Source organism: Hymenobacter chitinivorans DSM 11115, from assembly GCF_002797555.1.
Lineage (GTDB): Bacteria > Bacteroidota > Bacteroidia > Cytophagales > Hymenobacteraceae > Hymenobacter > Hymenobacter chitinivorans.
This window is the reverse complement of the sequence record NZ_PGFA01000001.1, coordinates 2,600,439-2,617,193: the sequence shown is the minus strand read 5'-3', so window position 1 is coordinate 2,617,193 and position 16,755 is coordinate 2,600,439. Positions and strand designations below refer to the sequence as shown.

General features: G+C 60.8%; 14 protein-coding genes. All 14 read right to left on the bottom strand.

Annotation, left to right across the window (positions count from 1 at the left end; all coding sequences use genetic code 11):
- Positions 1 to 3 precede the first annotated feature (3 nt).
- Complete coding sequence (locus tag CLV45_RS11065; RefSeq protein WP_100336412.1) at positions 4 to 426, bottom strand: GPW/gp25 family protein; 423 nt, start codon at positions 424 to 426, stop codon at positions 4 to 6.
- Positions 427 to 444: 18 nt separating this feature from the next.
- Positions 445 to 744, bottom strand: coding sequence for a PAAR domain-containing protein (locus CLV45_RS11060; protein WP_100336411.1), 300 nt, complete (start codon positions 742 to 744; stop codon positions 445 to 447).
- A 45-nt stretch (positions 745 to 789) separates the two neighbouring features.
- Positions 790 to 2,562: a type VI secretion system tip protein VgrG gene (gene vgrG / locus CLV45_RS11055; RefSeq protein WP_100336410.1), complete on the bottom strand. Its 1,773-nt coding sequence runs from the start codon at positions 2,560 to 2,562 to the stop codon at positions 790 to 792.
- Positions 2,555 to 3,256 carry a CIS tube protein gene (locus CLV45_RS11050; RefSeq protein WP_100336409.1) on the bottom strand — a complete coding sequence of 234 codons (702 nt, stop codon included), beginning with the start codon at positions 3,254 to 3,256 and terminating at the stop codon, positions 2,555 to 2,557. The genes vgrG and CLV45_RS11050 overlap by 8 nt, the downstream gene beginning before the upstream one ends.
- A 21-nt stretch (positions 3,257 to 3,277) precedes the next feature.
- Entirely contained in the window at positions 3,278 to 3,457 is a 180-nt protein-coding gene (locus CLV45_RS11045) for a DUF5908 family protein (RefSeq protein ID WP_100336408.1), read from the bottom strand.
- A 5-nt stretch (positions 3,458 to 3,462) separates the two neighbouring features.
- Positions 3,463 to 3,984 (bottom strand): phage tail protein, encoded by a 522-nt coding sequence (locus tag CLV45_RS11040; protein ID WP_100336407.1) that lies wholly within the window; start codon positions 3,982 to 3,984, stop codon positions 3,463 to 3,465.
- A gap of 18 nt (positions 3,985 to 4,002) precedes the next feature.
- Positions 4,003 to 4,455 (bottom strand): phage tail protein, encoded by a 453-nt coding sequence (locus tag CLV45_RS11035; protein ID WP_100336406.1) that lies wholly within the window; start codon positions 4,453 to 4,455, stop codon positions 4,003 to 4,005.
- A 62-nt stretch (positions 4,456 to 4,517) separates the two neighbouring features.
- A complete protein-coding gene (locus CLV45_RS25340; protein ID WP_245882832.1) occupies positions 4,518 to 6,914 on the bottom strand; it encodes a phage tail sheath family protein in 2,397 nt (798 codons plus the stop codon).
- Positions 6,915 to 6,950: 36 nt separating this feature from the next.
- The gene (locus CLV45_RS11025; protein WP_100336405.1) at positions 6,951 to 8,021 is read right to left on the bottom strand and encodes a hypothetical protein; all 1,071 of its coding nucleotides are present in this window, start codon (positions 8,019 to 8,021) and stop codon (positions 6,951 to 6,953) included.
- Positions 8,018 to 8,587: a DUF4255 domain-containing protein gene (locus CLV45_RS11020; protein ID WP_100336404.1), complete on the bottom strand. Its 570-nt coding sequence runs from the start codon at positions 8,585 to 8,587 to the stop codon at positions 8,018 to 8,020. The genes CLV45_RS11025 and CLV45_RS11020 overlap by 4 nt, the downstream gene beginning before the upstream one ends.
- A 506-nt stretch (positions 8,588 to 9,093) precedes the next feature.
- Positions 9,094 to 11,529, bottom strand: a complete 2,436-nt coding sequence (locus tag CLV45_RS11015; RefSeq protein WP_157807415.1) for a hypothetical protein — start codon at positions 11,527 to 11,529, stop codon at positions 9,094 to 9,096.
- Between the two features lie 48 nt (positions 11,530 to 11,577).
- Entirely contained in the window at positions 11,578 to 12,657 is a 1,080-nt protein-coding gene (locus CLV45_RS11010) for a DUF4249 domain-containing protein (RefSeq protein ID WP_157807414.1), read from the bottom strand.
- A gap of 130 nt (positions 12,658 to 12,787) precedes the next feature.
- Positions 12,788 to 13,927, bottom strand: coding sequence for a DUF4249 domain-containing protein (locus CLV45_RS11005; protein ID WP_100336401.1), 1,140 nt, complete (start codon positions 13,925 to 13,927; stop codon positions 12,788 to 12,790).
- Positions 13,928 to 16,699: a TonB-dependent receptor gene (locus CLV45_RS11000; protein WP_100336400.1), complete on the bottom strand. Its 2,772-nt coding sequence runs from the start codon at positions 16,697 to 16,699 to the stop codon at positions 13,928 to 13,930. It abuts the gene before it with no gap.
- Between the last annotated feature and the right edge of the window lie 56 nt (positions 16,700 to 16,755).

Below are 16,755 nucleotides of genomic sequence, written 5' to 3'. Positions count from 1 at the left end.
AAGTTAAATTTTGCCGCCCAGCAAGGTGGCCTCGCGCAGGAAGGGGAACACCACGTTGTGCCGGCTGTTGACGGTCCGAATCGTGTAGTCGACGTGAATAAAGAGCAGCGCGTCGTTGAGCTGCTGGGTATCCACGAGCACGGCCTCTACCACGATGCGGGGCTCAAACCGCAGAATGGCCTTGGCAATGACGTCCTGCATGTGGGTGATGGTCGAGAGCGAAGGGTGCTCAAAAAGAAATTGCCGCAGGGCGCAGCCGTACTCGGGCTGCATGATTCGCTCCCCGGGCTCGGTGTGAAACAGAATGTGCAGGCTCTGGCGAATGTCGTCTTCATCGGCGGCCGTCACCAGCAGCTTGGTGCGCTCATCAAAATGGGGCGGAAAGCTCCAGCCCCGGCCCAGAAAAGAAGCAATGCCGTGTTCCATAGCAGTGAGGAGTAGAGCTTAGCCGCCAATCAGAACCGTGGGCAAGCCCAGCACGATGCTGCCGCCGTGGGCCGTAGGGTCGCCCATGCGGGCGGCGGGTTTGCCCCCAATCATGACCGTGGTGGAGCCCATGACGATGGAGTCGGGCGGACCGACGCACACGGCCGAGTCGCCGAGGACGGCCGCGGGTAGCCCGCCGATGAGCACCGTGGGCACGCCCGGCCCCACGATGGGGCCGCCCACGTGCGGAATGGGTGGCACGGCCGGGGTTTGCATGGGGCAGGTATGCATGTCGGTAAGGCGGGCGGCGAAGGGCATGGCAGGAGAATTCGGAGGGAAAGGGAGGTGGATAAGGAAAAAAGCTTAGTTGATCATGACCATGGCCCCGCGCACGGTGGTCTGGCCGCTGGCGGAAAGCTCGGCGCTGGCGGCCCCGCTCATCTTGAGCTGGGTCTGGGCCGTGCCTTCCACTTCCAGGCCCTGCAACGACAGTTTCTGGGTGGCTTTGAGCGCCACGTTGCCGGTGCTGGCCTCGGCCTGCACGTCGGTTTGGGCCTTGAGCTGAATGCTGCCCGCGCTTTGGAGCAGAATGCCCGACGAGGACAGCTCAATCTTGTTGTTGTTCTGGTCGGAGAGGGTAATGCCCTTGGCGTCGTCGCTGATAATGAGCTGGTTGTTGCCCGGCGTCTTTATGGTAATCACCTTTTTTTCGTCGTCGAACTCGATGGTGAGCTTGTTGGGTGTGGTCCAGGCCTTGGTGGCGTTTTTCTCGTCGGGGGTGTAGCCCGGGGCCCGGCCGCTGCTGTAGAGGCTGCCCAGAATCACGGGAAACTGCGGGTCGTTGTTGAAAAAGCCCAGTATCACCTCGTCGCTCACCTCGGGGAAGGTGTAGAGCCCGTTGCCGGAGGAGGCGTAGGGCAGCCCGAGCCGGGCCCAGAGGGTTTTGTTCTGCATAATCGGCACCGTGACCTGCACCCGGAACTGGTTGTCGGGGTCGGAGTCAATCTTGGTGACAATGGCGTTGTAGAGGCCCTGCACCCCGGGTACAATGCCGGCCGGGGTGTTGTTCAAATCCGGGTTGCGCTCCGTAAACCACTGCTCATCCAGGCCCAGGCCCACTTCGGTGGTCCAGTTGCCGTCGGCAATGAGGTGGGTGACTTCCGACACGTAGGCGGCCCCGTTGAAGCGGGCCCCCAGGCCCTTGAGCTCCACCACGCTGCCCGGCTTCACCAGGGCCGTGCCCGGAAACTTGACCGTGCCCCGCACCTTGGCCAGCACCGATTTGAGCTGCAACGCGTTGGCCCAGCTTTGCAGGCTGGGCTGGTCCAGGGCGGCGCTGGTTTGCAGCGTGTAAGCATCCGGCGACACCACCGCGGCCAGCGTGGCACTGGTCACGTTGCCGGGGCCCGTGGCGCTGGGCGTGGCCGCCGTGGCTTCCAGCATCTGCTGATTTTTGTAGTCCCAGCCCTGGCTGGTCACCGACTTATACTGGCTGCTGGCGTCCAGCTGCAGGGCAAAGCTGAACAGCGCGTCGCCGTAGGTCAGGGTCAGGGCGGCCGTGGCCGAGGGGTCGGGCTTGGTCACGGTCAGCTTGCCCTGCTCACTGAGTACCACCAAACCGTTGGTTTCGGCCCGGGCCACGATAAAGTCCCAGTCGGAGCAGTAGTACTGCACCAGGCTGGCGTGGGTGGTGCTGGTCGAGTCCACGGCGGTGCTCAGGCCGTAGGTGCCGATAATCTGGCTGATGGCGGCGCTGTCGGTGCTGTCGGCAAAAACCTGGCTTTTGCGGCCCACGGTCATTTTCACGGCCGTGTCCCGGCATTCGAGCACGAGCATGGGCGCCTGCCCTTCCCGCACCTCAATGCCGTGCTTGACGATGATGCCCTGGAAAATGGTGGTGTCCTCGGTGTGGTAGCCGGCCTGCAGCGTGATGGCCGTGCCGGGCAGAAACGTGGCCGAGTCGCTGATGGGGAAATCCTCGTCGGAAGGGCTGCCGTCGTGAATGTGGATGAAGGCCGTGCTGATGCGGTTCACGCCCTTGTACACTTCCAGCGACTCCACGACGAAGGCGTCGCTGATTTCCGTGCCGTCGGCCAGGATGCGGTAGGTAACTAAGTCGGTAGAGGTATCAGGCATCGGCGCGGCTAATCAGGCGGGGGAAAACCAGGTGGGTACCCGGCTCAAGCTGGCGGAAATGCACCAGCTTGTTGAAGCGGGCCACTTGCAGGTAATATTCCGGGGAGCCGTACACCTGGTGGCAGAGCAAGGGCAGCGTGTCGCCGCTCTTGACCAGGTACTGGTGCGACAAATCCGCCGACTGCTTGTCGGCTTGCTGGGCCAGGGTTTTGGGGTCGGTGAAGCTGATAAAGGTCATCGAGACCTTGGCCCGCAGCGGGGAGCCGTCGGGCCGGAACAGGGTGTAGTCGACCTTGAACTTGGTCAGGCGGCACTTGAAGATAAAGCTGCCCCAGAGCAGCTGTAGGTAGTAGGGGCCGTGGAGCTTGCCGTGGTAGTCGAACACGACGTCCCGCAGCTTCTTAATCTCGTTCTTGACTTCCCGGGGCTTGGTCACCTTGTTGGGGCTGGTGCCGGGCCCGGTGGGCCGGATGGCGCCGGTGCTGTCCAGAAACAAGTCGAAGCTGACCTCGCCGTTGTCCAGGTTCCGGAACTTGGGCGAGGGGCCCAGGCCGCCCGGGCCCTGGTTGTTGGTGTAGGCAATGGACTGGGAGTGCGACAGCGCCTCGGGGTTAATCAGGGCGTCGTAGCTGCCGGCCTCCATGCTGAACAGCGGGTCCTTGTAGGCCTGAATCTTGAGCTTAACGAGGGTCATAACGAACTGGAATTCTAGTTTCTACCGCTGCCGGCGTTTGCTGAGCTCGGTCAGGACTTGCTGCACGCAGCTCTCGGTCAGCTCTTTGCGCAGACGCCGCAGGGCGTCGGCACCCAGTCCGGCCGCGGCCGGTTCGGGCAGCGGCCGGGCATCGTCGTGCACGGTTACTTTGATGACTAACTCCCGGATTTCGATGGGCATGGTCGTTACTTCTTCTTGAGTTTTTTCTCGGCTTCTTCCGCGTCGTAATCCCGCGCGGCCACCACGGTCTGCACTTTCTCAAACCGGGTGTAGCTGAGCTCCAGCGTTTCGATGGCCAGCTCGGCTTCCTTCATGGCCCGGAAGTCGGAAATGCTGCACTTCACGGGCCAGGCGTCGATAAACGTCCACTTTTGCAGGGGCTGGTTTTTTTCGCCGAGCAGCGTCAGCAGCACGTTGTGCAGCACGATGGGCGCGGAAAGATCCGCGCCCACGGTACTCATGCACCACTCCGTCAGGGGCGAGTCGGCATTCATCAACCCGCGTTTCAGGACCAGATTCGGGTATTTGGCCACGGTCGGTACCCGGTACTTGTACTGGTTCTGGCCGCCCTCCCGGATTTCCATGGTTTCCATTTCGGCCGTCAGCCCCGACACCTCCTGAAAGGCATTGTCGACGCTGGCCCTGGTCAGGCCCACGATGTCGAGGGTGAAGTAGAAACTGAGCAGCGGGTAGCCGTCGTCTGGCATAGCGTGAGGGTTAGACCGTTAAGCGTTGGCCACGGTCAGGGTTTCGCAGGCAATTTCCAGGGTTTCGACGGCCACCTCGTTGCCTTCCGACTTGAGGTCGGTGCCCTGAATCTTGACCGGCCAGGCGTTGTTCAGCGTCCAGACCATCGTTGGGTTGCCGCCTTCGTCGAGGAGCTTGATGACCACCGTCGAGCGTTTGATGGTGTTGAGCTTGATGGTCGAGTACCAGTCCCAGAACTTGTTGTCCTTGGCGAAAATGCCCTTTTTCAGGGTCACGTTGCCCACTTTGGCAATGCCGGGCATCTTGATGACCGAAAACACCGGGCTGTTGCCGGCGCGGTATTCCACCACCTGGGTTTCAACTTCCAGGCCGCTTACTTCCTGGAAGGGCACATCGGTTTGGTCGCCCAGGTCTACTTTGAAGTAAAATTTAGGTAGGGGCCAATTATTATCTTGAGCTTCGCCAGCCATCAGTGAAAAGAGTTAAAAGGTAAAAGCTTGATTGAGTGAGAGTTTTAAGCGAATAGCGCGGACTAGGATTTCTGCATCTGCTGCTGGAAGGTCAGCACGATGAATTCGGCGGGCCGCACGATGGCCAGCAGCACCGTCACGTTCATATAGCCGTTGAGAATGTCGTCGGCCGTCATCGTGGAGCCCAGCCCGATCTGCACGCTGTAGGCGTCGTCGGGGGAGCCGCCGGCCAGGGCGCCCTGCTTCCAGAGGTTGAAGAGGAAGTTGTTGATCATGCTGCGCACCGTGGTCCAGGTGTTGGCGTCGTTAGGCTCAAACACGTAGGCCCGGGCGGCCAGCTTGATGGACTGCTCAATCATAATCATGGTGCGGCGCACGTTGATGTAGCGCCAGTCCTGGCTGTTGCCGTCCAGGGTGCGGGCGCCCCATACCAGGGTGCCCAGGCCGGGGAAGGGCCGGATGGCGTTGATGGACTTGCCCGACACGGCGTCGATGTTCAGGCGGCCCTGGTCTTTGTCGCTCAAGGACACGGTGGGGGCCACCACGCCGTTCAGGCTCACGTTGGCCGGGGCTTTCCACACGCCGCGGTTGGTATCCACGGCCGTGTACACGCCAGCCATGGCCGCGGCCGGGGGCAGGGTGTTGAGGTAGGTCATAATGGCCTTTACCAGCACCATGTAGTCCTTGCTCAGGGTTTTCATGGCGTTGTGCACCACCGTGTTGTCCAGGGCTTCCCGCTGCGGGTTGGCCGACACGGGCAGGTTCATGTCCTTGGCCAGGTCGAAGATGTTGGTCTGGGTAACCTTGGTGAGCAGGTTGCTCTTGTCGGTCACGTCCCGGTAGGCTGTCAGGGAGTTGTATTCAGCATCCTTGAGGGGCTCTTTCTTCAGGTTCAGCAGCTCCCCGGTGGTGTTGGTTTCGGCCTCAATCACCGAAATATCCAGCTGCTTGCCGGGCTCTACCCGGGCCCGCTGAAACTGGCTCAGGGTCTTGGTCCGGATGGTGTCCATGAGCGAATCGGAGAAGTTGGCAAACGACACGTTGGCTTCCGAGAGCACCGCCGACTTCACCCACGGAAAGTAGGCCGCTCCGTAGTTGAGGTAGTTCTGGCCCACACCTTCGCGGAAGTCCTTGATAACCGGGTCAATAATGGGTGACTGGGGCATGGTCACGGCGCCGTTGTACACATCCAGCAGGGCCACCCGGTTCTGGTTGTCCTTGCAGTGCATCAGCATGTACTGGGCCACGGTATAGTAGTCCTGCTTGGAGAGCAGCAGCGCGTCGGGGCACACCAGCATGGTCGGGTCCTGCTCGTACTCCAGGGAGTCAATGGCGGTCAGGAAGTCCTCTTTTTTCACCGTCACCCGCTCGTAGGTCACCGTCGGGGCCAGGGCTGGCGCCGCGCCGCCGGCCGGGGCGCCCAGGTCATCAACCAGCTGCTGGGCCTTGTCTACCTTGGCCGTTACCAGGGCCAGCCGCTGGCGGGCGTCCAGCAGGGTCTGGGCGTGCTCCTGCACTTGCAGGTTGAACTCCAGCACGGCGTTGGCCGCTTCCTTATAGTCCTGCTGAGCTTTCTGCAGGGCCTTAAGCAGCGGCTCGCGCTGGGCGGCGTCGGCTTCTTGGTCCAGCGCGTCCTGGGCCGTGTCAATATCTGTTTCCAGTTGAGCATCGATGGCGGGCGCAGTGGCAGCCGCGTCGGCGTCGACGGCCGTCTTGGCATCATCCACCTCCTTCTGCACTGCCTTCAGTTCGTCTTGCACCGTAGCCAGGGCGGCTTTAGCGGCGGCTTGCTTTTGCTTGCGCTCTACCGTGGCCACGGCCGCGGCGGCCGTGCCCTGGGCCAGCATCAGCGCCTGCCCCGACTGCTGAACCGACAGTTCTGCCTGCGCCGTGTCTACGTCGGCCTGGGCGGCTACCACGGTCGGGTCGTCGGGTTTCAGGGCCGGGTCCAGGGCTTTTTGCCGATCCTGAGCCGCTTTCAGGCGGTCCTGGGCCTTGTCCAGCGCCGCCTGGTTGCCGCCGCCGGGGGCTGCTGCGCTGCTGACGGGCGTTTGGTAGAGCCCAATGGACGTGACGTAGCAGGTGGCTCCTCCGTTCAGGTAAAAAAGGCGGACGCTATTGTAGAGGTAAAATGGGTCGGAGTCGGGCACCAGCAAAAAGGTGCTGCCGTCGCTGAGCTGCACGTCGGGGGTGGCCACGTGCCGGGTTTCCCGCACCTCGGGCACGGCTCCGCCGGCTTTGTCGAGCAGGCTGAACTTGACGGTGGCGCCCTGCCCGAAATAGTCCTCAAACTCTTTCAGCGAATTGACCCGCACGGGCTTGTTGCTCATGTTCAGGCCATTGAAGTCGGCCTTGGCCGTGTAGCCAATAAAGGCCGGAATGGCCGTGGCCACCTCCACCACGGAATTGGGAAAGGCGTTTTTCTCGACGGTGTAGACACCCGGGGTTTGGTATTCCATGTTCGCTGATTAGGTAAAGGGTTGGGGATATGAGAATTAGAGTTGGATGAAAACGTCGGAAAACCCCGCGGCCTGCCCGGCGTGCTGCTCCACCCGGAACGAGGCCGTGTCGGCCTGGGGCAGGTCGGGCAGGAGTACCTGGGGAATATTGGGCACGGCCGGCAGCGTGCTCAGCAGCTGGTAGGCCACCGTGGGGCGCTCCGTCAGCGCAATAGCTTCCACCGACACGAAGCCCGCGCTGACGCCCGCCGGGAGTGTCTGCGAGGTTGGGATGAAGGCTACTAGTTTCGGGGGCAGCACCTCGGCCTTGGCCGCCGCAGGCTTTTCCGTCCGGGGCTTTTTGCGGGGTATGGCCTCAATGCGCAGGGCCGGCGGCAGGGGCGGGGTTTTGCTGCTCAGCCAATACTGCCAGAACGTGGCCCGCGGCCCGCACTCCAGCGTAAAGGTGGGCGCCGCGGTGGCGGGCAAGGCCAGAATTTCGAGCACGCCCCAGCCCGGAAAAATGTCCCGGGAATCGGCGGCGTAGAAGTCCAGCAGAGTAGCGGTGGGAGTACGGAGCTGGTAGCGCCCACTGCCGCGGCGGCGCAGGTCCACGGCCCAGGCAGTGGCATCGGCGGCCAGCTCGGTCTGGTCTACCACCTCGTTGCCAGCCACGTCGAGCAGCTCCAGAATCAGCTTCTGCCCCGGCGGCTTTGCTGGGACAAAGTCGAAGGTGAGCGGGCGGAAGACCACCCGGTCCGCGGCGCCCAGCTGGGCCTGGGCCGTCAGGCGCAGCGGGTCAGCGCCGGCGCGCGGGGCACTCAGGTAGTACACGTGGCCGGCGCCGTTGGTCAGGGGCAAATCGGTGAAGTTGTGGAAGTAGGGGCTGTCGGGCTGCACCCGAAACGTGAGCGGGAAAAAGCCCGCCGGCCACTTGTGCTCCGCCAGCGGCCGGGGCGAGAGCACCACGAAGTCGGAGCCCACGTAGCGGGTCAGCAGCCCGGCCCGCCGCAGCCGGTCGGCCGTGGCGGCCGTGGGCCCGATGGTGAGGCATTTGGTAGCCGGGTCCTGGAAGTAGCCGTGCTGCACCCGGATGGTCAGCAGCACGGAGTAGGTGGTCTGCCTCATGCCTCGGAACCGGCCTGGCCGATAGTGGAAATAACGGGCAGGGGCGCACCGGGCCGCTCATTCTGCACGGGCACCATCCGGAGCTTGTAGACCACCCCGGGCAGGTATTTGCCGCCCAGCATGCCCCAGACCTTGCTCCACTCGTCGTAGCCGGTGCGTTCCAGCTCCACAATCAGCTTGTCGAAGCCCGCATCGAGCCGGGGCGAGTTCTGGGGCGTGAAAACGTTCTTGCCCTGGAAAAAAGCCAGGGTGTAGGACAAAAATTTCAGCGCTTCCAGGTAGTCCGTGAAGTTGGCCGCACACAGCACGTACAGGTTGAGCTTAATGGTCGGATTCAGCCTGCCCGGCGTTCCAACGGCGTTTTTGCCGGCCGGGGCATTGCGCGTAGTTGTTTCCTGCTCCAGGTTAACCAGCGTCACGCAGAGCTTGTCCTGGTTGGTGGTGACAACCGACCCTTCGTGGTTTACGTAGGTGGAAAGCACGGCCTTATTCTCCGGGCTGCGGATGATGCTCTGGAGGTAGGCGTTGAGCTCCTCAACGAAAAAGGATAAAGCGGTATGAATCATGGCGCTGGCGGCCCTAGGCCGGTAGCATGCTGCGTAATACCAGCCGTTTCAATCCAGCGTCAGCCGTTTTTGGGGCACCCCAGCCAGTCCCGGCAAACCAGGTTCGAAAGAACGTAGCTTACCCGTTAAGCCAAAAATCGGCTCACGACGAACACCGCGGCTGCGCAGAAAAGCAGCCGGGCAACAGCAGGAAAAGCGAGGGGAGGGTAAAAGTCGGCGCTAGAAGAAAACGGTTAGGTTGGGATAAGGAAAGAACAATAGAAAACCTGCCTACGGGGCGAAAAGGCCCGTTGGGAAGACAGGGCGGAAGCCGAAGCTCCCGTAGTACAATAGGAAGGGTAAGGACAGTAGTAGCGGTATAGTGAACACCTCCTTACTGGTATTCACTGACAAGTATAGCGGATTTCAGGGTAATTGTATACTGCCCGGTCGAGTTTGATTAAGAAATTATTCGGGGAAAAAGTAGTACCGACACTAGAAGTCGGGTTAGTAAGCTGGTAGCTCGACTATAACGCGGATTTCACCTGCAGAAAAATCCGGTGGCTACCGGCCAGGCCGTTGGCCGCCATACCCTGGACTACCACCACGTAGCGGCCCGGCAGGTCGGCGGTATAGAAGGTGAGGTCCGTGGCCGCCGCGGAGGTTGTCACCTGCGGGTTCCAGTAAAGCAGGTTGCGGAAGTCGGGCAGCCGGCTTTGCTGAGCCTGGGGCGTGTCGTAGCGCGGGGCGTAGAATTCGCGCTGCAGCTGCAGGCCTTCGTACTCCTGCAGCAGGGCGTGGGCGTCGAGCTTATAGCTGCCCAGGTCGCCCTTGTAAGTAGAGTAGCTTACCAGGCCCTGATGAATCTGGCGCCCGTGAAAGTAGCGGCTGGTAATAACGTCCAGCTTCTGAATTTTCAGTGGGTCGAGGGCTATTACCTTGTTGGTGTTAAAAATGGGCACTCCATCCAGCACCACCAATGGGTCATCGGTCATGGGCACATTGTTCAGGTGGTCAATTACCTGGAAGTGAAACTGGCCTTTGCGGATACGGACCAGCACGCCGGGTACATATTCGCGCATTACCTCCTCCATCACCTTGAACCGGGTGTAGGCGTCGAGCAGATACCGCTCGTCGGGCTTGCCGTAGAAGGGCAGGCTGTCGGTTTGGGGTAGCGTATATTGGTTGGTAAACTTCTTGAAGTAGGCGGTTTGAACCTGGGCCTGCAGGTGACGCTGCGCCAGCTCGGGCCGCAACGACTCGGGCAGCTGTAAAGCGGTGTGCCGGGTGGGCGCAAAGGCCGTGGAAAATGGTGAGTAAATCTCAACCTGATAGGTACTGTCGACCTGCGTGTTGGTCTGCACCACTATTTCCTTGGGACCGTAATAGTCGCGCAGGTCGAACTGCAGGCGGCCATCGGGCTGACTAATGCTGCTGTAGAGACGGGGCTGCCGGCTCGGGCTGGCCAGATATACCGGAATGCCCGGCGCGGCCTGCCCGGTGCCGCGGTGGGTTAATTTGCCCTGAATCCAATGGCCGCTGGTTTCGGGGTAGAAAGTCGGGGCCGGGCGGGGGGCCGTCTGCACTTCATCCCAGCGGAAGCGGCTCCAACCCTGGGTTAGCATCAGGTTGTCGGCCGCCTGCGCTACTTCCGGGGAATTGGCCGAGAAGTAGTAATCGGGGTTTTCAAGGTGGCCTTTCAGGTCGGAAGCCAGCCACAAGTAGCTGTTGATGGAAGCCCCGGAAGCCGTGGATAGGGAATCGAGGCGGTACACGGCTACCGAGGCGCTGGCGGCCAGAGGCTGAGCGCCCGGGCCGGCCGTGGCCAGCTGCAAACTCACTTTTTCCCGGGGCGCGTACTCTTGTTTATTAATTGAGGCCTGGATAGCCAGCTGCTGAGCGGGTGGGGTAAAGTAGAGCCGTTCGCAGAGCGGCTTGCGGGCCGCGTTGAAGACGGTGAAGTGAGCAATGCCCTCGGGTAAGTCCTTTTTATTGATGGTAAAAACGGCCTTGTTGTCCCGGAACCGCCCCATCACGGCCACGAAAGGCTGTTGGCGGGCGTGGCCCAGGAGCAGAATATCGTCGGCTGCCTCGGCCGGCGTCGGGGTCTGGACGGTGATGGTCAGCCCATCGGCAGTGGGAGCCAGGTGCAGCACGTAGCCTTGTTCCTGCACGGCTGGCAGCTTGCGGGTGAGCGTCTGGCGGTTGGGCAACTGAATAATGGCGCTGTAGGTAGCCCCAGCCTCGGTGGGCGTAAAGGAAAAGGAGCCCAAGCCGAATTTGAGGGTGCTGAACTGGGCCACATTCTGGCCGCGCTGGTCTACGATAATGCCGGACGCGGCTACGCCCTGGTTATGCTGGTCGTTTATTTTGAAAGCCACGGTGCTGGTCAGACCCTTCACCAAATGCCCGCCTTCGGGAAAAAACTGCGCATCAATACCGGTAGCGGTTTGGTCCGGCGTGGCTTTGGTGACGCTGCCAAAGGTGTTAACCACGGTAATAGTGCTGTGGAAGTAGTACTCGGGCGGGAAGTTCTTCATCCAGTTGGTGTAGGCCCGCACCGTGTAGGTGCCCGAGGCCAGAGATTTGGGCAGCACGAACGTGCCCTGACCCGCGGCATTCTGCAGCGCTATCTTGCCCTGCAACACCGGCTTTTGCTCCTTATCCAGCAACTCTACGTACGCCACTTTGCTGGTCGTTAGGGGCTTGTGCAACACGCCATCCACGGCGTAGACCTTAAACCACATGATTTCCCCGCTGACGTAAAACGGTCGGTCCACGTGCAGAAACAGTTTTTCCGGCAGGCGCTGCTGGCTGTAGCGACTTAGCTGCCGGTCCAGGGTCCGGAGTGAGTCGGATTGGGCATAAGCGGAACCCAGGCTCATGGACCAGAGCAGCCCGCCCGTAAGCAGGCCCGCTCCGAGGCGGGCAACGTGGCGAGACTCGAAAGGACAAGCAGGCAAATTAGGTATAGCTAGGTGCAGCACGGACAGAGAGACTAAGAGCAAGGGTTATTTCCAAAAAGAGGGCTGGATATTGGTGCCCCGGAGGCGGCAGTCGACGCACTTAGCATACTGGGCCGTCACGCCTTTGTCCACATCTTCCAAAGGCAGATAATCAGGCGTCAGGAAAGAAACATGTACATAAGCCTTCGGTATGGTATCCGGCTTGGCACAGGTTTCGTAGCCGGTGTCGGACTTCCAGCTGGCGGGCAGCTGGTCGCGGCTGATGAAGAGGCGCTGTTCCTGCACCGAGTAGGCCCCGATGTAGCCCAGCACCTGCTCGCTGGGGTCGGTCAGGCAGTGCACGTTGCCCGTGAGCTGACTGGGCAAGGGGTCGAAGAGGGTGCCGATGTTTTCCGTGTTCTTGCGCAGGGCTTCCCAGTAGGCAAACTCCTCCACGGTCTGGGCGTACTGCTTGACCAGCACGCTGTACTTATAGCGCAGCTTCACCGAGCTCGAGGCCAAGGTCAGCAGCGGAAAATCAGCTACCACGTCCTGGCTCAGCTTGGTGGTAGTGAACGTCTTGATTAGGCCGCCGGGCTGGGTGCCCCAGCAGCGGTAGATACTTACTTCACGGGGTATTAGTCCACCCCCAGGTAGAGCCTCCAGCTTGCTGCGGTAGGCAGAGGTAAACTCCCAGGTTTCTTCCGCATCCCAGCGGTAGTACTGGGTCTGGTTGGTCTCGTCGTGGGCGCTGACTTGCACCACTACCCGGTCACCTTCCACGAGCCAATGCACCTCGTCGACAGCCGGGGTGATTTTAGCCCGGGTGTAATCCGTTGCATACGCGCGGTTGTTGGCCGTGGTAAAGTGCAGCCGGTAGCGCTTAGCCGGGTTCAGGCTCAGGCGGGCCGAATTGTAAGTGCCGGCCGTGGTTTCGAATAGGGTGTAGCGCAGGCCGTTTTCTTCCTCCACAAACAGTTTGGCCTTGGCTTCCGCTGCTGGGGCCGTTTTGGCTTTTAGTCCCAGGCTGCGCGTGAGCTTGATAGTCGTCACCCCCTGGCTGTTCAGAAACCCATCCACTACCAGGAGGCTCGGGGGAGTAGTTGAGCCTTCTTTAGGCTCAAAACTCTCGATGCAGCCGCTCATGCTCAGCAGCGCACAACACAGGAGGCTCGCTCCAACGTTGGTACTAGCTGCCCGCAGATTCAAACTAGAATGGGAATAGATAGAGCGCATAACGGGATTCTTTAGGTGATACGGGCTGACCTAGTGAACTCTATTTCCAGAAGGCGGGCGGCACGTTGGTACCCCGGCGGCGGCAGTCGGCGCAGTCAGCATACTGGGCCGTGTAGCCCCGGGCTTCCAGCGAATCGAGCGGAATGTAATTAGTCGTGCGGAAGGAGACGGCCGCGTTGCGGTATTCCACCGTGTCGGGTTTCCCACAGGTTTCGTAGCCGGTGTCGGATTTCCAGCTGGCGGGCAGCTGGTCGCGGCTGATGAAGAGGCGCTGTTCCTGCACCGAGTAGGCCCCGATGTAGCCCAGCACCTGCTCGCTGGGGTCGGTCAGGCAGTGCACGTTGCCCGTGAGCTGACTGGGCAAGGGGTCGAAGAGGGTGCCGATGTTTTCCGTGTTCTTGCGCAGGGCTTCCCAGTAGGCAAACTCCTCCACGGTCTGGGCGTACTGCTTGACCAGCACGCTGTACTTGTAGCGCAGCTTCACCGAGCTCGAGGCCAAGGTCAGCAGCGGAAAATCAGCTACCACGTCCTGGCTCAGCTTGGTGGTAGTGTTAAGCTTAATCACGCCGCTGGGCTGCGTCGTCCAACACCGATAAATGTCTTGGGTGCGGCGCTTCATCTTGCTGCCCACCCATTCATAATAGCTACGGTAGGCAGAGGTGAATTCCCAGGTTTCTTCCGCGTCCCAGCGGTAGTACTGGGTCTGGTTGGCGTCGTCGTGGGCGCTGACCTGCACCCGCACTACGTCGCCTTCCACGAGCCAAGAAACCTTATCAATAGGGGGCGTGAGTTTGGCCCGGGTGTAATCCGTTGCGTACGCGCGGTTGTTGGCCGTGGTGAAGAACAGCCGGTAGCGCTTGGTCGGGTTCAGGCTTAGGCGCGCGGAAACGTAGGTGCCGGCCGTGGTTTCGGGCAGGGCGTAGCGCAGGCCGTTTTCTTCCTCCACAAACAGTTTGGCCTTGGCTTCCGCTGCTGGGGCCGTTTTGGCTTTTAGTCCCAGGCTGCGCGTGAGCTTGATGGTTGTCACCCCGTCGCTGTTCAGAAACCCATCTACTACCAGAAAATTCGGGGTCACGGTACCGCCGCTGGGCTCAAAGCTCTCGATGCAACCGGACAAACTCAGCAGCAGCGCGCAGCACAGCAGGAGCAGGCCGGCCCGCAGGTTCAGGGGGGAATTCATCTAGAATTTGAAGTTGTAGGTGATGGTCGGGATGGGCCGGCCGAAGATGGACAGCTGGTAGCCGTTGATTTGCCCGTTTTCGGCCTTGTAGTACACCGAATAGGGGTTTTTGCGGCCCGTCAGGTTGTATACCGCCAGGGTCCAGGAGCCGTGGGCCAGCTTCTTGATCTTGTGATTCCCCTCGATGTTGAGGGCAAAGTCGGCCCGGTAGTAGTCGGGCACGCGGTAGGCGTTGCGCTCCGAGTAATACACCCGCATCGAGTTGCCCACGTAAAACTTAGCCAGCGGCAGGGTGATGGGCCGGCCGGTGTTGTAGGTGAAGTTGAGCGAGGTGCTAAACCGCCGGCTAAACCGGTAGTTGCCAATCAGGGTCACGTCGTGGGGCTTGTCGAAATTGCTGGGGTAGAACTTGCCGCCGTTAATAACGTCGCCGTTGGGGCCTGTATCGACCCGCACCAGGGAGCGGGAGTAGGTGTAGCTGACCCAACCGTTGAGCTTGCCAGTGAGCTTTTTCACCATCACCTCCACGCCGTAGGCCTTGCCCTCGGCATTTACCACGTCGGTTTCGATGTGGTGGTTGAGCAGCAGCGTGGCCCCGCTCTTGTAGTCCACAAAGTCGTGCATGGACTTGTAGTAAGTCTCCACCGACGTCTCAATCGTGTTGTTCTTGAAATTGCGGTAGAAGCCGATAGAGTACTGGTCGCCCACCTGGGGCCGGATATAGTCGTCGCTGAGCTTCCAGATATCGGTCGGCGACATCGAGGCCGTGTTCGAGAGCATGTGAATGTACTGGCGCATGCGGTTATAGCTGGCCTTTACCGACGCGTTGTCCGACACCGAGTACTTAGCCGAAAGCCGGTACTCCGGCCCGTGGTAGGTGGCAATGCTCGACCCGGCTTTGTGCGAAACGGTGTCGGTTATCGTATTTTCCGACTTCGACAAGCCCGGTAGGTAACGGTACGTGTCGCGCGGGCCCAGGGCATTAAACAGGGAATAGCGCAGCCCCAGCGACACGGCAAAACGGGGCGTCAGGTCAATTTTGTCGGACACGTACAAGGCCTGCTCCAGGGCCTGCTCCTGGGGTAGCACATCCCGCTTAATCAACGACTCGGTGCCCAGCGGCACCAGGCTGCCGGCGGCCACCGAGTAGTAGATGTTGTTTAGCCCGAAGTCAATGGTGTGCTTGTTGTTGTGAAAATAGCTGAAGTCGGCCTGCAGGTTGCTCTGCTTGATGCCGAAGGCCAGCTCCGACGCGTTAACCGGGTTTTTCTGGTTGGTAATGCTGTACTGGTACTTGCTGTAGGAGCCCGTGAGCACGCCGTAGAGCTTGTTGTTAAAGTTATGCTGCCACTTCACGCTGGCCGTCTGGTTCAGGTATTTGTAGAGCGTGTCGGTAGCCAGCTTAAACTGGTCCCGGCTGAGGTAGCCGGTGGCGTAAATCGTGTTCTTGTCGTTGATCTGGTGACTGATATGAGCGTTCAGGTCATAAAAGGAGGCCGAGCTTTCCTGGTAGGTTTTGTTTGGAATCTGGTGCAGAATCCAATCGGAATAGCTGGTGCGGCCGGCCACGATGAACGACGTGCGGTCCTTGATAATCGGGCCTTCCAGCGTGAGGCGGCTGGTCATCAGGCCAATGCCGCCCGAGCCGCTGAACTTCTTCTTATTCCCGTCGCGGGTAGCAATTTCCAGCACCGACGACAAGCGGCCACCATACTTAGCCGGCACGGCGCTCTTATACAATTCCACGCTCTTGAGCACGTCGGGGTTGAAGGCCGAAAAGAAGCCGAATAAGTGGGCCGGGTTATAGATCGTTGCGTCGTTGAACAGAATCAGATTCTGGTCGGTAGCCCCGCCCCGCACGTTCATGCCCGTGCTGCCTTCCCCCACCGACTTCACGCCGGGCAGCGTCAGCACTACCCGCAGAATGTCGGTTTCGCCGAAGGCCGTGGGTACCTGCCGCATCGTCTTGATGTCGAGCTTTTCGACGCCCATCTGCATGCCGGCCACGTTGCGGTCCTTTTCGGCTTCGATAATTACCTCCTTCAGCGGCGTAATATCCTCTTCCGCCTCGATTTCGAGCTTGCCGTCGGCGTTGAGCAGCACCTGACGCTTGGTATTCTTGATGCCGATGGCGCGCACCCGCACCTCGTAGCGGCCGGGGGGCAGCGTCAGGGCGAAATAACCAAACTGGTCGGTGGAAGCGCCGGTATTCGTGGGTGCTTCCACAAACACGGCTGCCCCAATGACGGGCTCCCCGGTGGTTTTGTCGCGCACGTGGCCCGCCAGCGTCACGCGGCTGGGCGCCGGGCCCGCCGCCTTCCGGCCGATTTCGTACAGCCGCAATTCCGAGCTACCCGTCGTCGGTGCTTCCTGAGCGGCCACCGGCTCATCGGCCACTACCACTGCCTCCGTCGAGCCTGACAGGAAAAATGGGTCGGGCAGATTGGGCTGAATGGCGCTACCGGGCGTAATAAACACGCGGCGCTCCTGGTCGATGGCGAAGCGGAAGCGCGTTTTGGCCAGCACGGCCCGCAATACGCTGTCCACGGGTTGATTTTGGGCCCGCAGCGTCACGCTGAGCGTATCCAGGGCTTCGGCCTGGTAATACAAGCGGTAGGGCGTCTGGGCTTCCAGCTGCTTTACTAACTCGGGAAAACGACCTTTCGTAACCTCTCCAGTGAATAACAGGGAGGTGGGCCGTTGCTGAGCCAGCGCGATGCTGCTGGGGCCACAGCTCAGCAATACGAAAATCAAACGGTAAAAATGCCTCATACGAGCAGGTGTGCAGCAATAAAAGGGAAAGGGAGCGGATAGGGGGCAGGGTGCCG

What these genes read in the sequence shown, in the direction of transcription:
- CLV45_RS11065 (WP_100336412.1), bottom strand. Translation starts at nt 426, where the DNA reads ATGGAACACGGCATTGCTTCTTTTCTGGGCCGGGGCTGGAGCTTTCCG.
- CLV45_RS11060 (WP_100336411.1), bottom strand. Translation starts at nt 744, where the DNA reads ATGCCCTTCGCCGCCCGCCTTACCGACATGCATACCTGCCCCATGCAA.
- vgrG (WP_100336410.1), bottom strand. Translation starts at nt 2,562, where the DNA reads ATGCCTGATACCTCTACCGACTTAGTTACCTACCGCATCCTGGCCGAC.
- CLV45_RS11050 (WP_100336409.1), bottom strand. Translation starts at nt 3,256, where the DNA reads ATGACCCTCGTTAAGCTCAAGATTCAGGCCTACAAGGACCCGCTGTTC.
- CLV45_RS11045 (WP_100336408.1), bottom strand. Translation starts at nt 3,457, where the DNA reads ATGCCCATCGAAATCCGGGAGTTAGTCATCAAAGTAACCGTGCACGAC.
- CLV45_RS11040 (WP_100336407.1), bottom strand. Translation starts at nt 3,984, where the DNA reads ATGCCAGACGACGGCTACCCGCTGCTCAGTTTCTACTTCACCCTCGAC.
- CLV45_RS11035 (WP_100336406.1), bottom strand. Translation starts at nt 4,455, where the DNA reads ATGGCTGGCGAAGCTCAAGATAATAATTGGCCCCTACCTAAATTTTAC.
- CLV45_RS25340 (WP_245882832.1), bottom strand. Translation starts at nt 6,914, where the DNA reads ATGGAATACCAAACCCCGGGTGTCTACACCGTCGAGAAAAACGCCTTT.
- CLV45_RS11025 (WP_100336405.1), bottom strand. Translation starts at nt 8,021, where the DNA reads ATGAGGCAGACCACCTACTCCGTGCTGCTGACCATCCGGGTGCAGCAC.
- CLV45_RS11020 (WP_100336404.1), bottom strand. Translation starts at nt 8,587, where the DNA reads ATGATTCATACCGCTTTATCCTTTTTCGTTGAGGAGCTCAACGCCTAC.
- CLV45_RS11010 (WP_157807414.1), bottom strand. Translation starts at nt 12,657, where the DNA reads ATGAGCGGCTGCATCGAGAGTTTTGAGCCTAAAGAAGGCTCAACTACT.
- CLV45_RS11005 (WP_100336401.1), bottom strand. Translation starts at nt 13,927, where the DNA reads ATGAATTCCCCCCTGAACCTGCGGGCCGGCCTGCTCCTGCTGTGCTGC.
- CLV45_RS11000 (WP_100336400.1), bottom strand. Translation starts at nt 16,699, where the DNA reads ATGAGGCATTTTTACCGTTTGATTTTCGTATTGCTGAGCTGTGGCCCC.